Raw genomic sequence first — 20,975 nt, forward strand, 5'->3', positions numbered from 1 at the left:
GATGGCGAGGCGCTCGCTCCTCGGACGGCTGCCCGTCGTCCACCAGCTCCGCCAGTCGGTCGGGCTCCAGCGCGGGATGCTCGTCACGGGCCTCGTGATCACCGGCGTCTTCCTGCTGACGGCGCTCCTGGCGCCGGTGCTCGCGCCGTACGGCTACTCGCAGCTCCGCGACGACGACGGCACCTTCGGCGCACAGCAGGCGCCGAGCGCCGAGCACCTGCTCGGCACGACGGTCGGCGGCTACGACGTGCTCTCCCGCGTCATCTGGGGCGCCCAGACGGCGGCCATGGTGATCGTCGTGGCGGTCCTGCTCTCGATCTTCCTCGGCGTGCTGCTCGGCCTCGTGTCGGGCTACATCGGCGGCTGGCTCGACCGCGTCCTCGTGGTCGTGGCGGATGCGGTGTACGCCTTCCCGAGCCTGCTCCTCGCGATCGTGTCGGCGATCATCATCTCGGGGGGCCAGTCGAGCCTGCTGGGCGGCGTGTTCGCGGCGGCGATCTCGATCACGGTGGTCTTCATCCCGCAGTACTTCCGGGTGATCCGCGCGGAGACGGTCCGGATCAAGTCGGAGGCCTTCGTCGAGAGCGCTCGCGTGACCGGCGCCTCGACACCGCGGATCATGTTCCGGCACGTCCTCCGGAACTCGACGCGCACGCTGCCGCTCATCTTCACGCTCAACAGCTCGGAGGCGATCCTCACGCTCGCGGGGCTCGGCTTCCTCGGCTTCGGCATCGAGCCGACGAGCGCGGCGGAGTGGGGCTACGACCTCAACAAGTCGCTCTCGGATGTCACGAGCGGCATCTGGTGGACCTCGATCTTCCCGGGCGCGGCGATCGTGCTCGTGGTGCTCGGGATCACCCTCATCGGCGAGAGCCTCAACGACCTCGCCGATCCGCGTCTGCGCACGCGCCGTCGCGGCGCGGCGGCGACGCCCGCGGATGCGGTCGCGGCGTCGACGCCGATCGCCCGCAATGACCTGGGAGAGGTGCCGTGATGGCCGAGCAGCGCGAGGCGGTGCGGATCCGCGATCTCGAGATCGCGTTCGCGACGGATGCGGGGGAGGTCGCGGCGGTCCGCGGCATCGACCTCGACGTCCGCCCGGGGGAGGTGCTCGCGATCGTCGGCGAGTCGGGCTCGGGCAAGACGGTGACCGCGAAGTCGATCCTGGGGCTCCTGCCGGAGACCGCGACGACGCGCGGCGCGGTCGTGCTGGGCGGCGAGGACGTCGTCCGCATCCCGCGCTCGCGGCTGCGCGAGCTGCGCGGCACCGAGGTCGCGATGGTGTTCCAGGAGCCCTCGACGGCCCTCAACCCGGTCTTCACGGTCGGCTGGCAGATCGCCGAGGGCCTGCGCGCGCACGGCCGGATGAGCCGGAAGGAGGCGCGCGCGAAGGCGATCGACATCCTGGGCCGGGTCGGCATCCCGGACCCGGAGGTGCGCGTCGATCACTATCCGCACCAGTTCTCCGGCGGTCAGAAGCAGCGCGTCGTGATCGCGATGGCGCTCGTGCTCGAGCCGTCCGTGATCGTCGCCGACGAGCCGACGACGGCGCTGGACGTCACCGTGCAGGCCGAGATCCTCGACCTGCTCCGGCGCTGTCGCGACGAGTTCGGGGCGGCGATCGTCCTCATCACGCACAACATGGGCGTCGTGGCGGATCTCGCCGACCGGGTCGCGGTCATGTACCAGGGCGAGCTCGTCGAGGAGGCGGGGGCGGCCGAGCTGTTCGCCTCGCCGCGGGCCGAGTACACGCGCACGCTGCTCGCGGCGGTGCCGCGGCTCGAGATCGCCGACCGGCGCTTCGAGCCGGCTCCCGATGCGGATCCGGCGCCGGTGGTCGTGGCCGAGCACCTCGACATCGTCTACCCCGGCCGTCTCGGCCGCAGCGGCTTCCACGCCGTCGACGATGTCTCCTTCACGATCGCGCCGGGGCAGGTGCTCGGGCTCGTCGGCGAGTCCGGCTCGGGCAAGACGACGATCGGGCGCGCCATGGCGGGTCTCACGCGCGTCACGGGCGGCTCGCTGCGGGTGCTCGGCGTCGAGATGGCGGGCGCGCGGCCGCGTGACCTCAAGCCGAGCCGACGCGACCTGGGATTCGTGTTCCAGGATCCGGCGACGAGCTTCAACCCGCTGCTCACGATCGCGGAGTGCGTCGCCGAGCCGCTCGTCGTGCACGGCGCGGCGGGGGATGCGCGCGCGGCCCGCGGGCGGGTCGACGAGCTCCTGGAGGCGGTGCAGCTGCCGAAGGCCTTCGGCGACCGCTACCCGCACGAGCTGTCGGGCGGCCAGCGCCAGCGCGCCTCCCTCGCGCGGGCGATCGCGCTGGAGCCGAAGCTGCTGATCGCCGACGAGCCGACGAGCGCCCTCGACGTCTCCGTCCAGGCGCGGGTGCTGGAGCTCTTCGCGGAGCTCCAGGCGGAGTTCGGCTTCGCCTCGCTGTTCATCACGCACGACCTGGCCGTGGTCGACCAGCTCGCGCACGAGATCGTCGTCCTGCATCGCGGGCGGATCGCGGAGCAGGGGCCGACGGCGCGGGTGCTCGGCTCCCCGCAGGACGCCTACACGCGACGCCTTCTCGCCTCCCTCCCGGTCCCGGATCCGGCGGAGCAGGCGGCGCGACGGGAGGCGCGTCTCGCCGGTACGGTTGACTGACGACCGACCGGGGAGGCCGAGGGTGGAGATCGCGGGCACCAGCACCGAGCAGGACGGCGGCGCCGTGCTCGCGGTGCGCGCCGAGGACCTGTCGATCGCCTACGACCGGCGCCCGGGAGCCCCGAGCGCGGTGGACGGCGTGAGCTTCGAGATCCCGCTCGGGCACACCCTCGGGGTGCTCGGCGAGGCCGGCTCCGGCAAGTCGACGCTCGCGCGCGCGGTCGCGGGGGGTGCGCGGGACGATCAGCGCGGTGCGCCGCGGATCGTCGGCGGCGCGCTCGAGGTGCTCGGGAGGCCGGTGCGCGACATCTCCCGTCGCGGGCGCGACGCGCTGACGCTCGAGGTCGGCTACCTCCCGCAGGACGGCGGCTCCTCGCTCCTGCCGCAGCTGACGGTCGGCGAGAACGTCGCCGACCCGATCTACGCGCGGGATCGCCGCTTCGACCGACTCGAGGCGGGCGGCATGGTGGCGCGTCTGCTCGATGCGGTCCGGCTGCCGCTCTCGGTCATGACGAGCTTCCCGCACGAGCTGAGCCGAGGGCAGCGGCAGCGCGTGGCGCTCGCGAAGGCGCTCGTGCTCGACCCGAAGCTGCTCGTCGCGGACGACCCGACCATGGGCGTCGACGTCCTCGTCCGCGGCCGCATCCTCACCGTCATCGCGGATCTGCAGCGCGAGCTCGGCTTCTCCGCGCTCGTCATCGGGCACGACCTCCGCGAGCTCCGGAGCATGACGCAGCAGATCGCGGTCATGCACGCCGGCATGCTCGTGGGCTACGGCGACGTCGACGAGGTGCTCGCGACGCCGCTCCACCCCTATGTCGCGCAGCTCGCCCGGACGCAGGGCACCCTGCCGACGCGGGTGCGCGCGTGACCCTCGTCCTCGTCGGCGGCTACGGGCCGGCGGATGGCGGGACGGCCGGGGGCATCGGCATCGCGCGGCGGGAGGCGGACGGCCGCCTCCGGTACCTCGGCGCGGTCGCCGAGGCGGCATCCCCGTCGTGGCTGCTCGTCATCGCCGAGCACGTCTACGCGGCCCTCGAGGGCTCGGACGAGATCCTCGCCCTGCACCTTCGCGCGGGTCGGCTCGAGCCGCTCGGCGCGGTGCCGGTCGGCGGGGCCGGTCCGTGTCACCTCGGCGCCCTCTCCGACGGCATCGCGGCCGCCGACTACGGCGACGGGACGGTGTCGGTGCACGGCTTCGCGGCCGAGGGGCCGCTCGGCGCGCTCGCCGGGCCCGCGCAGGTGCTGAGGCTCGAGGGCTCGGGGCCGCACGCGGACCAGGCGCACGCCCGGGCGCACGCGAGCCTCGAGCTGGAGGACGGGCGCCTGCTCGTCGCGGACCTCGGCGCCGACGAGCTCAGCAGCTGGACGCGTGGCGTCGGAGGCCGCTGGGAGCGGCTCGGCGCGCTCCGGCTCCCGTCCGGCACCGGGCCGCGCGATCTCGAGCTGCTCGCCGACGGCCGGGTGCTGCTCCTCGGCCAGATCGACGGGACCCTGCATCTCCTCGACACCGGGGAGGACGTGCCCGCGCTCGAGGCGAGCGTCGCGCTTCCCGGCTTCGAGCCCGGCAGCCACGCGGCCGGCATCGCGCTCGACGCGGCGACGGACCGCATCCATGTCGGCATCCGGGGCGTCGACCGCGTCGCCGTCCTGGAGCGTCGCGGCGACGGGCTCTCGGGGATCGGGGACGTCGACTGCGGCGGCCGCTGGCCGCGTCACCTCGCGGTCGTGGGCGGCGAGCTGCACGTCGCGAACGAGCGCTCGAGCACGATCTCGAGCTTCCGGATCACCGGCGACGGCCTCCCCGAGGTGCTCGGCGAGCCGACGCCCGCGCCGAGCCCCACGCACCTCGTGCCGGTGGCCGGCCGCGGTTGGGAGCACCTCGCGGAGTTTGCTAGAGTTTCGGAGTCGCATTCCGCGTGATCCCCCATAGCTCAATTGGCAGAGTAACCGGCTGTTAACCGGTAGGTTCTTGGTTCGAGTCCAAGTGGGGGAGCAGAAAGCCCCGGTCAGCCCTTGGTTGCCGGGGCTTCGCCATTGTGCCGGCACTCGGCGGGACGACAGGCTGAGGGGAGTCGCGGCATGGCGGAGTCAGGCACGGGCCGGCCGCGCTCGGGCGTCCTCGCGGCGCTCTTCGGCACCTCGGCGGTGCTCGCGCTGGTGACCGCCGTCGTGCTCCCCGAGGTGCGCGGCAGCGCGTGGGAGGTGCCGACCGGAGCCCTGCTCGCCCTGGGCGTCATCGGCGCCCTCGCCCTCGCGATGCCGCTCTGGGTGATCCCCGCCCTCGCGGGCACCGACGACCAGCGGGCCTCCTCGCTCCGCGCCGTCTACCCGGATGCGGTGATCGCGACGGCCGCCCCGTACGGCGGCGAGGTCTGGCGCCGGCTCGTCGTCCTCGGCTTCGCGAACGGCGAGCAGCCGCCGCGGACCGCGACGCTCGTCGTCCGCGGCGACGGCATCGCGCTCTGGGGCGGCCCGCCACGGAACCCGCTGCGGCATCTCCACCTGCCCGTCGAGCGGCTGCACGGCATCCGCTCCTACGAGGTCGAGCACGAGCGCCGCACGGATCCCGTCATCGAGTTCGTGCTCGAGGCGGACGGAGCGCTGCTCTCGCTCCAGGCGGAGGTCTACGACCCGGACCGTCCGGGCGCCGTGCGCCTCGTCGCGGAGGAGCTCTCGCAGCTCGCCTCGGCCGCGAGCCACGTGCTCGACTTCGACCGTGAGGAGGAGGAGACGGGGCTGCTGCTGCCCGAGGAGCTCGAGCGCTGCCGCGACGAGGCGTGGGCCTGGGACCCGCGGTCGCTCGGCTCGCTCCGCGGGCAGGTGCCGGACGAGTACGACGCGCTCATCCTCGCGGTCGTGCACAACGCGCTCGCGCACGACGACCGCGTCATCGGCGAGCACCTGGCCGCGGAGCTCGCGGAGGGCGCACTCGACGGGGCCGCCGTCGATGCCGCGGCGGACTTCGCCGCCCGGATCCGCGCGATCCTCGCCCACGGCTGACCGCACGTCGGAAACTCAGGAGTCGAGTCGGGAGGCCGGCGCGGCTCCGGTGGGCGTGCGCCGTCGTGCGCGCCCGACTCCTGAGTTTCCGACGCGGGCACGGGCGGGCACCGGTGGCGCCGGCCGCGCCGGCGGCGCCGTACTCCCGCGGGAGTAGCCGGGAGCACGCCATGGCGCCGGCGGGCGGATCCCGGCACCCGGGTGCCCGCGTAGCATCGAGCCATGGTCGGCCCGGCAGCGCCCCGAGAGCGCGGGCGCGCGCCCTGGGTGCGCCGCGAGGTGCCCGGCCTCGGCCGTCGCGAGATCGCGGAACCCTGGCAGCCGCCTGCGGCCGTGCGGCTCTGGGTGCCCGTCGCGATCTCGTTCCTGGTGCAGGTGCCGCACGCCGTCTTCGTCGTCCGCACCGAGGAGGTCCCCGGGTGGCGCGGGGCCGTGACGATCGCGCTCGCGCTCCTCGGCCCGCTCCTGCTCATCGCCGCGCGCCGCCTCCCGGGCCCCGTCGTCGCGGGTGTCGCGCTCGTCGCCGCCGTCGACCTCTTCCTGAGCGACCCGGGCGGACCGCCCTCGATCGCGCTCGCCTTCGCGATCATCGGCGCGATCGCCCGCGGCGCCCGCGTCTGGGCCTTCGCCTCGGTCGCCGTGTGCTGGGTGGGGAGCCTCGCCCTCGTCATCGCCTCGGGCGCCGCCTGGCAGCCCGCGCGCGTGACCGTCCTGACCCTCTCGATCCTCATCGTGATGGGGATCGGCGAGTTCGTCCGGACGCGCCGCGAGCGCTACCGCGACATCCGCCGCCGGATGGCGGACCAGCGGCGCGAGGAGATCCAGGCCGAGCGGGTGCGGATCGCGCGGGAGCTCCACGACGTGCTCGCGCATTCGCTGAGCCAGATCAACGTGCAGGCCGGCGTCGGCCTCCACCTCCTGGAGCGCCAGCCGGAGCTCGCCGCGGAGGCGCTCGCGAGCATCAAGGACACGAGCCGCCAGGCGCTCGAGGAGGTGCGGAGCGTGCTCGGCGTGCTCCGCGACGAGGACGGCGCCCAGCCGCCTCGTGCACCCGAGCCCGATCTCGCCCGCATCCCCGAGCTGCTCGAGGGCGCCTCCGCGCACGGGATCGCCGCCGAGCTCGACGACCGATCCGGCTCGCCGGCCCCGCCCGGACCGATCCAGTCGGCGGCCTACCGGATCGTGCAGGAGTCGCTGACGAACGTCGGCCGGCACGCCGGAGCCGGACGGGTCACGGTGCGCCTGCTGCGCGAGGGCGACTCGCTGCGCATCGTCGTCGAGGACGACGGCCGCGGCGTCCAGGGCGGCGAGCGATCACCGGGTGGGGGACGCGGGATCCGGGGGATGCGCGAGCGCGCCGAGCTCCTGGGCGGCGAGCTGGAGGCGGGGGCACGCCCCGAGGGCGGGTTCCGGGTCGAGGCGCGCCTGCCCGTCCCGCGCCGCGAGATGACGGAGGACACCCCATGACGATGATCCGCGTCGCGCTGGCCGACGATCAGCACCTCATCCGGGCGGGCTTCCGCAGCCTCCTCGACGCCGAGCCCGACCTCGAGGTGGTCGGCGAGGCGGCCACCGGGCGGGAGGCCGTGTCGCTCGCGCGCCGCGAGCGGCCCGACGTGATCCTCATGGACATCCGCATGCCGGACGGCGACGGGCTGTGGGCGACGCGTCAGATCGCGGCCGACCCCGCGCTCTCGGGGACGCGGATCGTCGTCGTCACGACCTTCGAGCTCGACGAGTACGTCGCGGAGGCGATCCGGGCCGGCGCGAGCGGCTTCCTCGTCAAGGACACCGAGCCGGTGGAGCTGATCCGGGCCGTGCACGTCGTGGCGGAGGGGGATGCGCTGCTGAGTCCGCGCGTGACGCGCCGGCTGCTCGAGCGGGTCGCCGGGGCGCTGCAGGACCCGCCCGACGCGGCCCGGCTCCAGGGCGTCACCGAGCGCGAGCGGGAGGTGCTCGCGCTGGTCGGGCAGGGGCTCACGAACGAGGAGATCGGGCGGGCGCTCTTCCTCAGCCCGCTGACCGCGAAGACCCACGTCTCGCGCATCATGTCGAAGCTCCTCGCGCGCGATCGCGTGCAGCTCGTGGTCATCGCCTACGAGTCGGGGCTCGTCCGTGCGGGGAGCGCCGACCGGGGGAGCACCGCCCGGCACGGTCTGCGCTCCCGGGAGTAGCCGCGGAGCATCCCGGCGGCGGATCCGCGGGACGTCCTCCCGCGCGAGTCTGGGACCGTCGGGGCATCCGAGCCCCGCGGATCGGAAGGACACCCCATGCTCACGGAGCTCGCACCCATCGCCGCCCACGGGGGCGGACCCGCCGCCGGCGGCCCCGGCATCCTCCTCGCGCTCGTGGTGGTGCCGCTGCTCTGGCTCGGCATCGCGGCGCTCGCGCTCGCCCTCGTCCCCCGCCGACGCCGTGGCGTCTGGGGGCCGGGCGTCCCGTGGGCGCAGGCCGCACACGGGGCCCGGAGCGCGGAGTCGACGCTGGCGCAGCGCTTCGCGAACGGCGACATCGAGGAGCAGGAGTACCGAGCGCGGCTCGAGGTCCTCCGCGCGAACGCGCCGGTTCCTCCCGGCCGCTGACCTCCGGCGGCCGCGATAGTCTCGTCCCGCGCATCCGGCGTCCCCGATGCGCGGGAGGTGAACGTGGATCAGCCGCTGCTCGCGGGGCCCGCCGCCGTCGCGATCCTCGTCGTGCTCGGGGGCGCGGCCTTGGTCGTCGCGGTCCTCCTCGTGCTGCTCGCCCGGACGCGGCGGCGGGCCGCGGTCGCGGAGGCCGCGCGCGTGGGTCTCGAGCGCGACCGGCTCGATCTCGAGATCGAGCTCACCGAGCAGACGGGGCGGCTGCGCACCGTGCGCGAGCTGCACGAGATCGCGGCGGCGGAGATCCGCGCGGTCGCCGCCCAGGCGGAGGTCGCCCGCTACCAGGCCGCGGATGCCGAGGCCGCACTGCGCGCCGTCGCGGTCGTCGAGGAGCGAGCCCGTCGCGCCCTCGCCGAGCTGCGTCGGAGTGCCGCCCTCGCGCTCGAGGGGGAGGCGGCCGGCGTGCTCGAGGTGATGCCGGGGCTCGGCTCGCTCGAGGAGCTGCTCGCGCTCGAACGGGAGTCCGGGCTCGCGGTCGAGCTGAGCACGATCGGCGAGGCCGGCGAGCTCACGGACGGTGCCGAGATCGCGGCCGTGCGGATCGTGCAGCGGGCGCTCGAGAACGTGCGGGCGCATGCCGGCGAGGGCACGCGGACCCGCGTGTCGCTGCGCTGGGCGCCGACGAGGCTGCAGATCCTCATCGAGGACGACGGCGAGCAGGCCGCCGCGCGCGCGGCCGCGGCAGGCGACGAGCACGCGGGCGGGCCGGGGGCGAGCGCTCCGGAGGGTGAGGACGCACCGCGTGCCGCGGCGGCGCTCCCGACGGCGGTCGATCAGCACGCCGACCTCGATGCGCTCGTCGAGGTGCCGGCCGGGCCCGGCATCACCGAGATGCGCCAGCGCGCCGAGGTCTACGGCGGCTCGCTCCAGGCCGCGCGGCTGCCGGGCGTCGGGTTCACCGTCACGGCCTGGCTGCCGGTCCGCCGTGCGGGCGCGGCGGGCGGAGCGTGAGCGTCCGCGAGGGGGCGCCGAGGGATCCCGAGGTCGCCCGCGCCATCCGCGCCGCGCTGTCGGTCGGCATCCCCGTGGCCGCCTACGGCGTGTCCTTCGGCGCGCTCGCCGTCGCCGCCGGGCTCGACATCTGGCAGACCTGCGTGCTCAGCCTGCTCATGTTCTCCGGGGGCTCGCAGTTCGCGCTCATCGGGGTGCTCGCGAGCGGCGGCGCGTCGGCGGCGCTGCCCGCGATCGCCGGCGCCGGTCTGCTCGGGGTGCGCAACGGCCTCTATGCGATGCGCCTCACGCCGATCCTCGCCGGGCTCGGCGTGTGGCGTCGGCTCCTCGCCGGGCACTGGACGATCGACGAGACCACAGCCGTCGCGACCGCGCAGCCGGACCGCCGGGCCCAGCGGGCGGGGTTCTGGGCGACGGGGATCACGATCTACCTCGGCTGGAACCTCATGACGCTCCTCGGCGCGCTCCTCGGCGACCTGCTGGGCGACGTGCGGGCGGTGGGGCTCGACGCCGCGGCGGCCGCCGCCTTCCTCGGGCTGCTCTGGCCGCGTCTGCGCCGACTGCAGCCGGTCGCGGTCGCGATCGCCGCGGCCGTCGTCGCCACCGTCCTCACCCCGGTGCTCAGCCCCGGCCTCCCGGTGCTCGCGGCGGCCGTCGTCGCCGTCGTCGTCGGCGCGACCGATCTGCTCGGCGGGCGTCCGGGGCGGGATGCGGCGAGCGGCCCGGCGGGAGAGGGGGCGGCGTCGTGACGATCTGGCAGGTGGTCATCGCGGCCTCGATCGCGGTGCTGGGGCTCAAGCTGCTCGGCTCGCTCGTCCCGGCATCCGTTCTCGAGCGCCCCCGCCCCGCGCGCATCGCCGACCTGCTGACGGTCGCGCTGCTCGCGGCGCTCGTCGCGGTCCAGACCCTCGAGCGGGAGGGCGGCATCCAGCTCGACGCGCGCGTCCCGGCGCTGGCGGTCGCGGCCGTGCTCTTCGCGCTGCGGGCGCCGTTCGCGCTCGTCGTCGTCGCCGCGGCCGCGGTCGCGGCGCTGCTCCGCGCGCTCGGCTGGGCCGCCTAGCCCTCGAGCCGGTCGACGCCCGGCATCCAGCTGCGCCCGGGGGAGCCCCAGCCCTGCTTGCGGATCGCCTTCTGGGCGGCCTTGCCGTGCGGGTGCGCGAGTCGGTCGATGTAGAGGAGGCCGTCGAGGTGGTCGTACTCGTGCTGGAAGATCCGGGCGAGCCAGCCCTCCGCCTCGATCTCGACGTCGTTGCCGCCGATGTCGGTCGCGCGCAGCAGCGCCCGCTCGCTCCGGAGCAGCGGGAACCGCTCGCCCGGCACGGAGAGGCAGCCCTCGGCGTCCACGTCCTCGTCCGGCTCGCCGACGGGCGGCGGCGAGATGAGGAGGGTCGGGTTGATGGCGGTGCCGCGGAAGAGCTGACCGTCCTCATCGGCCCACTCGTAGACGAAAAGGCGCAGCGGCACGCCGACCTGCGGGGCCGCGAGCCCCACCCCGGGCGCCTCGCGCATGGTGTCGTACAGGTCGCTCACGAGCTGGCGCACCTCGTCGTCGATGCGCTCGACGGGCCTCGCGGGGGTGTGGAGCGCGGTGTCGCCCGTGATTCTGATCGGCAGTACGGCCATTCGCCAAGACTATCCAGCGCGCACGGGGTAGATTCACCGGGTGCTAGACATCGAGGATGCCGCCCGGAGCTTCGTGGGCTCGATCCCGGTCGTCGGCATCGTCATCGCCCTCATCGGCGCGGTGTTCCTGTCGCTGGGCGCCCAGCTCCAGCATCGCGGTGTCGGCAAGGTGGAGGCGAGCCACGGCAGCGGCGACAAGCAGGGGCTCAGCCTGCGGCAGCTCCTCCGCCTCCTGGGACGCCCCTCCTGGCTGTTCGGCACGATCATGCTGGGCCTGGCGATCGTGTTCCAGCTCACGAGCCTCGTGTTCGCACCCATCACGGTCGTGCAGCCGCTCGGTGTCGTCGCCCTCGTGATCACCGCCATCGTCAACGCCCGGGTCTCGAAGGTGAGCCTCGACCGGCTCTCGATCCGCGCGATCGCCTTCTGCGTGGGCGGGGTCGGGATCTTCGTCGTGTTCGCCGCGATCTTCGCCCAGGAGCGCGCGATCCAGGGCGACCAGCTGCTCGTCATCCTCGCGATCCTCGGCTTCGCGATCGCCTCCCTCGCGCTCGTCTTCGCCTTCTTCCGGGCTCGGCTCGGCGCGATCTTCTACATCACGGCCGCCGGCGTCCTCTACGGCTTCGTCGCCTCGCTGGCGAAGGTCGTGATCAACCGCATCGGCAACGGCAGCTTCGAGTGGCTGACCCTCGTCTGCATCGCCGCGCTCATCGCGGCGGCGTCGCTCGGCGCCTACTTCGTGCAGACCGCCTACTCGGTCGGGTCGCCCGATCTCGTCATCGCCGGGCTGACCGTCGTGGACCCGCTCATCGCGGTCGCGATCGGCATCGTCGTGCTCGGCGAGGCCGCCCATGTCCCGGTCTGGGTGCTGCCGATCTGGCTCGTCTCCGCGAGCATCGCGGTCTACGGCGTCTTCCAGCTGGCGCGGCACCATCCGCAGACGCACCGCTGAGCTCCCCGGCCCGCGCGAGGGCTGAGGTAGCGTTGGCACGTTCTGTTCCGCCGAATCCAAGGGGCACGAGAGCTGTGACCGACGGGTCGACCCCCGCCTCCCGACCGCTGCGCATCCTCATCGGATGCGACACCTTCCCGCCCGACATGAACGGCGCGGCCGTCTTCACGGCCCGCCTCGCGGCCGGGCTCGTCGAGCGCGGGCACGAGGTGCACGTCCTCGCGCCCGGCGCCGCCGACGGCTTCGTCGGGGCGCGCGTGGAGGAGCACCAGGGCGAGCCCATGACGGTGCACCGCCTCTACAGCTGGAAGTGGCTCTTCCACGAGTGGCTTCGCTTCGCGCTCCCGTGGCGCATCAAGGCGAACGCCGCGCGCGTCATCGACGAGGTGAAGCCGGATGCGGTGCACTTCCAGTCCCACATCGTGACGGGGATCGGCCTCGCCTGGGGTGCGCGCCGCCGCGGCATCCGGCTCGTCGGGACGAACCACACCATGCCCGAGAACATCGTGCAGCACGTGCAGATCATGCCCAAGCCGATGCTCCGCGGGCTCATCCGCATCCAGTGGCGCGCCGCCGAGCGGGTCTTCCGTCAGGCGGATGCCGTCACGACCCCGACGCGGCGGGCCGCCGACTACTTCGAGAAGAACACGGGTCTGCGCGGGGTGCGGGCGATCTCCTGCGGCATCGACATGCGCAACTACACGCCCGACCTCACGCCGCGCTCCGCGAACCGGATCGTGTTCGTCGGGCGCCTCGACGAGGAGAAGCACCTCGACGACCTCGTCCGGGCGATCGCGCTGCTCGACCCCGAGCTCGACGCGCAGGTGACGCTCATCGGCGACGGCGACCAGCGCCACAAGATCGCGGCGCTCGCGAAGCAGCTCGGCGTCGAGGACCGCGTGCGCCTCGCCGGCAAGGTGAGCGACGAGGAGCTCCGCGCGACGCTGACGGCGGCGACCGTGTTCGCGATGCCCTCCCGTGCCGAGCTGCAGAGCATCGCCACCATGGAGGCCATGGCCTCGGGCCTCCCCGTGGTCGCGGCCGACGCGATGGCGCTCCCGCACCTGGTGCACGACGGCGAGAACGGCTACCTCTTCCAGCCGGGCGACATCGAGGGCTTCGCGGCGCGCCTGACGCAGGTCATGCGTGCGGCGCCGGAGGAGCGCGAGCGGATGCAGCGCGCGAGCCTCGAGCTCGTGACGGCGCACGACATCAACCGCACCCTCGACACCTTCGAGGCGCTCTACCGCGGGGACACGCCGCCCGGCGAGTGATCGTTCCGCGGTCGTCTCAGGCGGCGGGATATCGTGGTGCTGCCGCGCTCCGGCGCGCGGGGCGGTAGCTCAGCTGGTCAGAGCAGTGGACTCATAATCCGTCGCGTGTTGCCTTGCTCGCCCAGAATTTGGGGCTCTTGCAGCGGGTAGTGCATCCAATGGTGCATCCAAGGATTTCGCCTCCGTAACCGATGGTTTTTTCGCGTGAAGGAGAGGCCGATCTGCCGCCTTTCAGCTGGCCGAGTCGGGCACGTCATGCGAGGCTCGGTCAATTCAAAGGTGAGTTTCGAATCCCTCAACGATGGTTGTCACGTGCTCGCGGCACTCGTCCAGTGTTGACTTGTACATGGGGCGGAAGTCGAGCCGCCCGACGTCCCAATCCGCCTCGTGCGCGATCTGATTCCTGCGATCAAAGACCAGCTCGCTCAACCGTCGGAGGCGATCGGGACGGCTTGCCACGTCCATCGCGACGTTCATCCATACCGGACCTGGATCGCGTCCGGACGCAATGATCATGCTGTCGATCTTGTCCGGTGCTACCAGAGTCTTGAAGGAAAGCCGCAGTCGCACGTGTGACTCGGCCGTCGGGCCAGCCAACACGGTTGCTGCCACGCTGCCAACGTAGTTCGCCACGGTCACTGAGGGGGTCGTCCCGCTGCGGGCGTAAGTGGCCAGCATCTCGATTCCACGCTCGTGGAAGTACGAGTCCAGTGCCGCGACCGTCAAGACGTAGCCACTTCTGCGAAGAATGGGTCCTGCAATGGCGCCTCGGAGATCGGCCTCAGCTGCGGCACTCTCGACTTCATCCACTTGGGTCATCAGTCGACGAAAGATGTCCATCGCCAGCGTCGTGGGCACGACTAGTCCAGGAGGCTCGTAACTCGGGTCGCCATCGAGTCGAAGATCCGATCGAGGCTTTCGATCTGAGCCTGTGAACCTTCGAGCACGACTCCCACCTGATCAAGCTGCTCGGCGGTGAGCTCGAAGACCGGCACGTGATGATCTTGTGACTTGGGCAGGAGGCTGTTGAACTCTTGGACCTGAGCCAGCACTAGGCCCTCGTCCATTCCGGCTTCACCGTAAGTCTCGGGCGCAAGCGTGAGGCCGGCGTCTCTCAAGGCTGGGATGAACTGCGTATGTGCCGCGTCTCGGACCCGGTCGATCCAGGCACGGAACGGGCTCGTCGGCGTCCCGTAGGGGTTGTCGTCAGTCGCAGACCGGTAGAGGCGGTATCGCTGAATGACAATCCCGCCAAGCTTTAGCCGGAGCGGAGGGAACGGATAGGACGCGTCACGCAAGATTTCGTTCTCACTCGCGGCCGCGGCCCAGCGCGCCCATCGCGGCAACACCTGCGACAGAGACTGCAACGCCATGATGGAGAAGAAGTCGGGAGACGTCGGAACAATCAGTAGGTCGCTGATGGAGACGAGATTCTGATTGAGTGCGCCCAGGCTAGGACTCATGTCGATGATCACGTAGTCCGCCTGGAGCTCCTCGGCGGTTTGAGTGAGTAGATAGTGAACGGCCCCAGGAAGGTTTCGCAGCGAAGAGATCGACCCCGCGAGCTCCTGTGCGATTCCTAGGGAGACTTCGTACTCTCCAAGGCGCAGATGCCCGGGGAGCAGGTACAGCCCGGGGCGCCCCTCGACCTCAACACAATCGACGGCTTCGAGGAGCCGCGGTTCGGAGTCGAATGCTGGTTTGAGAGCGCCGAACAGGGTTCGCTCGAAGTTCTCTTCCCAGAAGTTCGCAGCGCGGTCTTGAGTTGCCGCGAACTCGCTCGACTCTTCGTCATCCGGCAGATCGAGGGCAAGATCGTCCTCCGGCCACTCGGGATTCAGCCCAAGAACAACTCCGGTCAGATTGCACTGCGGATCGGCGTCGACCATCACCACCCGCTTGCCCTGCCTGGCTAGCATCCATGCCAGGTTGAACGTGGTCGTGGTCTTCGACACGCCGCCCTTGTGGTTGAACACCGAGATGATCTTGAAGCTCACGGATTGCATCTCCTCGTGGTGGGGCGAGCGGGACTTGAACCCGCGACCGAAGCATTATGAGTGCCTTGCTCTAACCAGCTGAGCTATCGCCCCAGGTGAGTCGAATCTAGCCGATTGCCGGCTCACGGTTACGTGAGATTCTGTCGCGAGGACCGATCGCGACTGACCGTGTGGTGCATCCGAACCGAAGACGTCGGCCGCAATCGCGCGCTGAGGAAACCACCAGAGTCGGGTGAACGGAGGATGCTCCGCGACTCTGCCGCGCGGCCGCTTGTGCATCCTATTGTGCATCCAACGCCACGACGTCGGACGAGGTCGTACGAGGAGGCGACTTCGGGCGAAGGCCAGATGAGGCCAGCAATTCATTGACTCCCGCGTCCGCGACTGAGGGTTCGGGTGTGACTCATAATCCATCGGTCGCGGGTTCAAGTCCCGTCCGCCCTACCGATTGCATTCTCTGCATTGTTTTCCCGATATCGATTTCCCGATTTCCCGGTCTCATTTTCGAAATGGTCTCCGTCTATTCCGAGATCGCGATAGTCTCGCCTCATGGCGACGAAGACCACGGTCATCCTCATCGACGATCTCGACGGGGAGGAGCTCCCCGCGGGCACCTCGCCGACGACGTTCTCCCTCGACGGCGCGCAGTACCGGATCGACCTCGGCTCGGCGAACCGCGCGGCGCTCGAGAAGGCGCTCGAGCCGTTCATCGAGGTGGCGGTCCGGACGGGCGCGTCCTCGGGCGGCCGCAAGTCGGGGTCCTCGGGAGGCGGGTCGGGTCGCACCTCGCCGGAGAAGCTCGCGGCGATCCGCGTCTGGGCTGCCGGACGCGGCATCGAGCTGCCGTCGCGGGGTCGCATCAAGCAGTCGGTCATCGACGAGTTCGACGCCTCGCACTGAGCGCGAGCGGCCGCCGGTCGAGCCCGGAGGGGGCTACTCCAGCTCCCGGAGTCGTGCCGCGACGCCCGTGCCGCTCGCGGTCCGCCGCTCCGAGCCGACCGCGATCGCGAGGAGCACGGCGCCGGCCGTCGCGAGCGTGATCCACCAGGGGAGCGCGCCGATGCTCCGGCCGATCTGCACCGCGAAGACGATGACGTTCTCGATCGGGAGCACGACGAGGCCGAGCACGAAGGGGGCGGCCAGGCGTCGGCTCGACCCGACGAGGATCGCCAGCAGGGCGAGCGCGATGACGAGGACCGCGCGCCAGGTCTGCGGATCGGTCCCGGTCGCGAGCACCGAGGGGAGCATCGTGAGGACGATGCCGGGTCCGAGCACACGCCACGACCCGCGGTAGCCGAATGGCCAGTCGAGCAGGCGCGGCCGAGCGACCTCCCGGATGCGGTCGCGTCTCGTCAGTGCGACGATCCCGAGTGCCAGCACCGCGAGTCCGAGCGGGAGCGAGAACCATTCGACGCGCAGGTCGCGTTGGCTCCAGCCGACGACGCCCGTGATCCAGGCGAGCGGGTAGATCCACGCCGCAGCGGGGAGGCTGGTGGGGCTCCGGCGGTCGCGGATCGCGATGGCGACCATGCCGACGAGCAGCATCACCATGAGCGCCCACGTGAGCCAGATCGGGGTCCAGTCGCGACGGATCGCCGTCCATGGCGCGACTACGGCGTAGAGCGCGACGGGCAGCCAGAGCAGTCGGGCCTCGAGCACCGGGCGAAGTCGGGCGGCCCCCGGCTCATGGCGGCGCACCGACCGCACGAGGTGGTGCGCGACGACGAGTCCGAGGAGCGCGGCGGCGAGCGAGGTCCCGAGAACCGGCAGGATAACGAGCGCGGGCGCGACCCCGGCGATCGTGTCGAGCCCGAGACCCCAGCGGATCCCGAGGAGCGGCGCGGACCCCGCCGTGAGGCCGGCGAAGGCGAGGAGCGGCACCCGCATCGCGACGAGACGCCGACCGGCGCCCTCGCCGCGGATCGCGAGCGCGGCCGCCAGCAGCAGGACGGCGGCCGCTCCCAGTCCGATCGCCCGCCACGGCAGCACCGAGCCTGTGCCGCTGCCGACGACGGCGTGCACGACGAGGCTCGGCAGGATCGCCGAGGCGAGCCCGCTCGTCGCGAGGGCGACGCCGACACCGCGGCGCGCGACGGCGATGGCGCCGATCGTCGCGGCCGCGAGCGCGGGCGGGAGGATGTACGGCTCGAGGATGTCGACCCCGGCGAGCGCCCAGACGCACCACAGCGCACCCGTCCAGGCGGCGGTGGCGAGCCACCATCCGTACCGTCTCCCGGCGGACAGCCGTGCGGCCGCCGCGCCGATCCCGATGAGGATGAGGACGATGCAAGCCGTGGTGAGCCCGGCCGCCTCGCGGGCGAGCGCGAGGACGAGCGCGAGCCCCGCCGTGAGGAGCGTGCTCAGCTCGACCGCGAGTGCGGCGGCGCGCGAGCTCCGGGAGCCGTGGCCGCGTCTCGCGAGCAGCGCGCCGAGCGCCCGGGTCGAGGGGAGCGCGGCCGCGACGAGCACGCCGATGACCGGCAGCGTGACCGGCGACGCGCTCGTCGCGAGGAGCTGGGCGCCGAGGCTGATGACGACGACGGCGAGCGAGGGCACGAGGATCGATGCCGCGAGGGCGCGCACGACGACCGTCAGCCCGGACCTCCGCGTGAGGAGCAGGGTCAGCGCCAGCAGGAAGACGAGGCCGGTCGAGAGGGCCGTCCATCCGCTGCGCTCGATGAGCACGGACACGATGCCGAGCAGGAAGGGGATCCCGGTCACGAGCAGGATCGCCCACCAGGAGCGTGCGCGGACGGCGGGGATCGCGGTCGCGACGAGCGCGACGACGGCGCCCGCCGCGGTCACGAGGGCGAGCACGACCTCGGGGTCGAGGCCCAGCAGGTCGAGCGCGACGCCGAGTGCCGCGAGCCCGTAGGCGTAGCCCAGCGCGAGCCAGGTCGGGCGCATGACCCGCGGCAGCGCGCGGGTCGCGAGGACGAGCACGAGCAGGATGCCCGCCGCGGTCGCGACGCCGAGCCAGCGGTCGATCCAGCTCTGGATGGCCGCGAGGACGAGCAGCGTCTGCGCGGTGGTCGCGAGCGCGACCCGGATCCGCAGCGGGCGCCCGTTCGTCGTCAGGCGGATCGCGGTCGCCGCGGAGCCGGCGGCGAGTAGGAGGACGAGGGGGATGACCACGATGCGCGGCAGCGGCAGCCAGGCGAGGAGGGCGTGGAGGAGGACGACCGCGAGCACGATGGCTGCGCCGATGCGCAGGGAGGGGTCGCGCCGCTCGCGGCGCCAGGCGGCCCAGGAGGATCCCGCGAGCGCTGCGATGGCGCCGAGGGCGCCGAGGAGCGGCAGCAGCACGTCGTCACGCGGGACCCACGCGGGGTCGAGGAGCGGATCGTGTCCGGATCCCGCGGAGAGGAGGTCGCCGAGGGGGAGCAGGAGGCAGCCGAGCGCGATCGTCGCCGAGGGGATCGCCACGAGCCCGGCCACGGCCAGCGCGCCGCCGTCGAGCGCGGCGGCTCGCACCCGCATCGCCCGAGGCGCGAGGCCCAGCAGGAGCACCGCGAGGGCGGCGGCGCAGGGCATGAGCAGCGCGAGCAGCTCCGGCCTCGGGTCGGGGAGCGAGACCGGCAGGATCGCGAGTGCCGCGGTGGCGAGCACGCCGGCGGCCGCGCTCCAGACGGCGGGGATGCGGTGGGCCGTGGCGAGGACGGCGGAGGCCGCGAGTGCGGTGAGGACGGCCGCGGCGCCGAGCACCCGGACCCAGGCCGGGGTCGTGTCGAGGGCGACGAGCTGGATGACGACGACCACCACGAGCACCGCGTGCACGACCGTCAGGGTCACGGTGTCGGCGCGGAGGGAGCGCTCGAACCGCGCCTCGAGGACGGGCAGCGCGCGCTGCGCCGCGAGTGCCGCGGCGATGGCGCCGAGGTGGCCGACGACCGCGCCGAAGGTCTCGCCGCTCGCATAGCCGAGCATGGCCGGCACGGATGCGAGCCCCAGCAGCGAGAGCCAGAGCCAGGTGCGGAGTCGGACGAGCCAGGTGATCGCGAGCATCGCGGTGCCGGCGAAGGCGGTGCCGATCGCGGCATAGAGGCAGCCGAGCTCCGCCGTCGAGCCGAGGTCGGCGAAGGCGCGGATGTCGAGGGCCACGAAGACGAGCCCCAGCGCCCCGATGGCCTCGGCGGAGAACGTCAGCCCGCGACGGTGGAGCTGCCAGGCGCCGAGGAGGAACAGCACCGAGATGGCGCCGATGATCGTCGTCCGCACCGCGATGTCGGTGAGGTCGGGGTTGAGGAAGGTGAAGACGAAGGCGGCGACGGCGAAGAGCCCGGCGCCCGCGACCGCGAGGACGGACTGCACGCTGATCTGCGATTCGCGCTGCGGGAGTGCGTTCGGAGCCGGGACCGCCGCCGGGATGCCGGCGCCGGGTGCCGGGGCCGCGCTCGCGGCGGCGGGTGCCCGCGGCACGGTCGTCGGCGGTGCGAGCGGAGCCGTCGGAAGCTCGCCGATCAGCCGCCGCCGCTCCAGCACCGCTGCGGCCGCGCGCTGCGACGCCTCCCACACCGCGACGCCCTCGGGGCCGCCGAGGACGGCGCCGCATCGCCCGCACGGGCCCGTCGTCACGAGCATCGCGGCGCATCTGGGGCAGGTGGCTGTGGCGAGGAGCGCGTCGGCGACGCCCTCGCTCCAATCCCTCGGGGCTCGGGTCATGGTCGGAGTCTAGGGACGCCATCCCGTCGAACCCGATCGAAACTCCGTGATGGTGGACGGCCTCCGACGCCGGCCCCTGTTGAGGAGGGACGGGGCGGGAATAGCCGCCGTGTCGTCGTGGTTGCGTCGGTGGCCCGCGACAGGATGGATGCCATGACCGACGCCGACGCCCCCGCGCCCGCTCCCACCCCGGAGGAGCGGCTCGCGACCTTCCGCTCCCGCCGCGCCGAGTCGGTCGTGCAGCCCATGGGCTCGCTCGCGCTCGTCAACACGCAGTGGGTCGACTCCGCCCAGCCGGTCTGGGGGGTGGCGGGCACCTGGGCTCCGAGGGAGGACGGCGGGTCCGGCCTCACTGTGACCGCCACCGCAGCGGATGGCCTCCGCGTCGACGGCGAGCTCGTCGACGGCACCGTGACGGTGCGCGGCAAGGACGACGCATCGCCCTCGTCGATCGTCTTCGACGAGCACACGATCGGCACCGTCATCGCGCAGGAGGGCGGAAGCTACGCGCTCCGCGTCTGGGACAGCCAGTCGGAGGCCATTCAGCGCTTCGGCGGCATCGACGCCTACGACTACGACGCCTCCTGGGTCGTCGTGGCGGACTTCGCCCCGAATCCCGAGGGCACGACCCTCGGCTTCCAGCACATCAAGGACGAGGGCGCCGAGCGCGAGGAGGTCATCCCCGGCTCCATCACGTTCACGAAGGACGGCGTCGACTACGACCTCGCGGGCTTCAAGTCGGGCCGCGCGATCCAGATCGTCTTCGCTGACGCGACGAGCGGCGAGGAGACCTACAGCGTCGGCCGCTTCCTCTTCGTCGCCCCGCGCGCCGACGGCAAGGTCGTGCTCGACTTCAACACGGCGGTGCTCCCGCCCTGCGCCTTCAGCTACGCCTTCAACTGCCCGATGCCGCCCAAGCAGAACCGCTTCGGCGTGCCGATCCGCGCGGGCGAGAAGAACGTGCTCGACCGCGAGGGCGCGCTCCTGCACTAGCGCCGGCTGCTCGAGGCCCGCTCGATCGGGCGGGCCGGCCCGGCGGCCGGGATCCCTCGCGAGCGCCTCGCCGCACGCATCCCCGTGCCGCTCTCCCACGGCGCGTCCGTCGGAAACTCAGGAGAGTCCGGGCGCATGACGCGCCGCGGTTCCGCAGCGGCGCGAGAGCCGGCGACGACTCCTGCGTTTCCGACGCGACTCGCGGCGGCGTGACGGATGCCGGAAT

Annotated in this window: 19 protein-coding genes and 2 tRNA genes; 16 read left to right on the top strand and 5 right to left on the bottom strand. The window is 72.7% G+C overall.

The genetic code is table 11. The features are described 5' to 3' along the window. Position 1 precedes the first annotated feature (1 nt). The 12 genes from OF852_RS02270 (at position 2) to OF852_RS02325 (ending at position 10,308) form a co-directional block, all read left to right on the top strand. A complete protein-coding gene (locus tag OF852_RS02270; protein WP_271120196.1) occupies positions 2–994 on the top strand; it encodes an ABC transporter permease in 993 nt (330 codons plus the stop codon). Next, positions 994–2,652 carry a dipeptide ABC transporter ATP-binding protein gene (locus OF852_RS02275; protein ID WP_271120197.1) on the top strand — a complete coding sequence of 553 codons (1,659 nt, stop codon included), beginning with the start codon at positions 994–996 and terminating at the stop codon, positions 2,650–2,652. Before OF852_RS02270 ends, OF852_RS02275 begins: the two co-directional genes overlap by 1 nt. 22 nt (positions 2,653–2,674) lie before the next feature. Next, the gene (locus OF852_RS02280; RefSeq protein ID WP_271120198.1) at positions 2,675–3,523 is read left to right on the top strand and encodes an ATP-binding cassette domain-containing protein; all 849 of its coding nucleotides are present in this window, start codon (positions 2,675–2,677) and stop codon (positions 3,521–3,523) included. Continuing rightward, complete coding sequence (locus OF852_RS02285; RefSeq protein ID WP_271120199.1) at positions 3,520–4,575, top strand: lactonase family protein; 1,056 nt, start codon at positions 3,520–3,522, stop codon at positions 4,573–4,575. The genes OF852_RS02280 and OF852_RS02285 overlap by 4 nt, the downstream gene beginning before the upstream one ends. Continuing rightward, positions 4,576–4,648, top strand: a tRNA-Asn gene (locus tag OF852_RS02290). Positions 4,649–4,734: 86 nt separating this feature from the next. Beyond that, a complete protein-coding gene (locus tag OF852_RS02295) occupies positions 4,735–5,655 on the top strand; it encodes a hypothetical protein (RefSeq protein WP_271120200.1) in 921 nt (306 codons plus the stop codon). Positions 5,656–5,877: 222 nt separating this feature from the next. Further along, a complete protein-coding gene (locus OF852_RS02300; protein ID WP_271120201.1) occupies positions 5,878–7,122 on the top strand; it encodes a sensor histidine kinase in 1,245 nt (414 codons plus the stop codon). 2 nt (positions 7,123–7,124) lie between these two features. Then, on the top strand, positions 7,125–7,829 hold the full coding sequence (locus tag OF852_RS02305; RefSeq protein ID WP_271121096.1) for a response regulator: 705 nt from the start codon (positions 7,125–7,127) through the stop codon (positions 7,827–7,829). A gap of 96 nt (positions 7,830–7,925) precedes the next feature. Then, on the top strand, positions 7,926–8,237 hold the full coding sequence (locus OF852_RS02310) for a hypothetical protein (RefSeq protein WP_271120202.1): 312 nt from the start codon (positions 7,926–7,928) through the stop codon (positions 8,235–8,237). A 57-nt stretch (positions 8,238–8,294) separates the two neighbouring features. Beyond that, the gene (locus OF852_RS02315) at positions 8,295–9,248 is read left to right on the top strand and encodes a sensor histidine kinase (RefSeq protein ID WP_271120203.1); all 954 of its coding nucleotides are present in this window, start codon (positions 8,295–8,297) and stop codon (positions 9,246–9,248) included. Beyond that, positions 9,245–9,997 (top strand): AzlC family ABC transporter permease, encoded by a 753-nt coding sequence (locus OF852_RS02320; RefSeq protein ID WP_271120204.1) that lies wholly within the window; start codon positions 9,245–9,247, stop codon positions 9,995–9,997. Before OF852_RS02315 ends, OF852_RS02320 begins: the two co-directional genes overlap by 4 nt. Further along, entirely contained in the window at positions 9,994–10,308 is a 315-nt protein-coding gene (locus OF852_RS02325) for an AzlD domain-containing protein (RefSeq protein WP_271120205.1), read from the top strand. Before OF852_RS02320 ends, OF852_RS02325 begins: the two co-directional genes overlap by 4 nt. On the opposite strand, the gene def is transcribed toward OF852_RS02325, so the two are convergent. Beyond that, positions 10,305–10,871 carry a peptide deformylase gene (def, locus tag OF852_RS02330; protein WP_271120206.1) on the bottom strand — a complete coding sequence of 189 codons (567 nt, stop codon included), beginning with the start codon at positions 10,869–10,871 and terminating at the stop codon, positions 10,305–10,307. The two genes, OF852_RS02325 and def, sit on opposite strands and share 4 nt — an antisense overlap. 40 nt (positions 10,872–10,911) lie before the next feature. Here def and OF852_RS02335 point away from each other — a divergent pair, with 40 nt between their 5' ends. After that, a complete protein-coding gene (locus OF852_RS02335) occupies positions 10,912–11,823 on the top strand; it encodes a DMT family transporter (RefSeq protein ID WP_271120207.1) in 912 nt (303 codons plus the stop codon). 74 nt (positions 11,824–11,897) lie between these two features. Beyond that, positions 11,898–13,097, top strand: a complete 1,200-nt coding sequence (locus OF852_RS02340) for a glycosyltransferase (RefSeq protein ID WP_271120208.1) — start codon at positions 11,898–11,900, stop codon at positions 13,095–13,097. 273 nt (positions 13,098–13,370) lie between these two features. Here the strand turns inward: OF852_RS02340 and OF852_RS02345 are convergent, their stop codons facing one another. The 3 genes from OF852_RS02345 to OF852_RS02355 all read right to left on the bottom strand — a co-directional run bounded on the left by OF852_RS02345 (position 13,371) and on the right by OF852_RS02355 (position 15,187). After that, the gene (locus tag OF852_RS02345) at positions 13,371–13,955 is read right to left on the bottom strand and encodes a hypothetical protein (RefSeq protein WP_271120209.1); all 585 of its coding nucleotides are present in this window, start codon (positions 13,953–13,955) and stop codon (positions 13,371–13,373) included. A gap of 2 nt (positions 13,956–13,957) precedes the next feature. Continuing rightward, positions 13,958–15,094 (bottom strand): ParA family protein, encoded by a 1,137-nt coding sequence (locus OF852_RS02350; protein WP_271120210.1) that lies wholly within the window; start codon positions 15,092–15,094, stop codon positions 13,958–13,960. Positions 15,095–15,110: 16 nt separating this feature from the next. After that, positions 15,111–15,187, bottom strand: a tRNA-Ile gene (locus tag OF852_RS02355). A 456-nt stretch (positions 15,188–15,643) separates the two neighbouring features. Between OF852_RS02355 and OF852_RS02360 the strand changes: the two genes are divergently transcribed. Further along, positions 15,644–15,994 (top strand): histone-like nucleoid-structuring protein Lsr2, encoded by a 351-nt coding sequence (locus OF852_RS02360; protein ID WP_271120211.1) that lies wholly within the window; start codon positions 15,644–15,646, stop codon positions 15,992–15,994. 33 nt (positions 15,995–16,027) lie between these two features. Here the strand turns inward: OF852_RS02360 and OF852_RS02365 are convergent, their stop codons facing one another. Then, entirely contained in the window at positions 16,028–19,756 is a 3,729-nt protein-coding gene (locus OF852_RS02365) for an SCO7613 C-terminal domain-containing membrane protein (RefSeq protein ID WP_271120212.1), read from the bottom strand. 153 nt (positions 19,757–19,909) lie between these two features. On the opposite strand from OF852_RS02365, the gene OF852_RS02370 reads away from it, so the two are divergent. After that, positions 19,910–20,749 (top strand): DUF1684 domain-containing protein, encoded by an 840-nt coding sequence (locus tag OF852_RS02370; protein ID WP_271120213.1) that lies wholly within the window; start codon positions 19,910–19,912, stop codon positions 20,747–20,749. Positions 20,750–20,975 lie beyond the last annotated feature (226 nt).

It is taken from the genome of Homoserinibacter sp. YIM 151385 (genome assembly GCF_027912415.1).
GTDB lineage: Bacteria > Actinomycetota > Actinomycetes > Actinomycetales > Microbacteriaceae > Schumannella.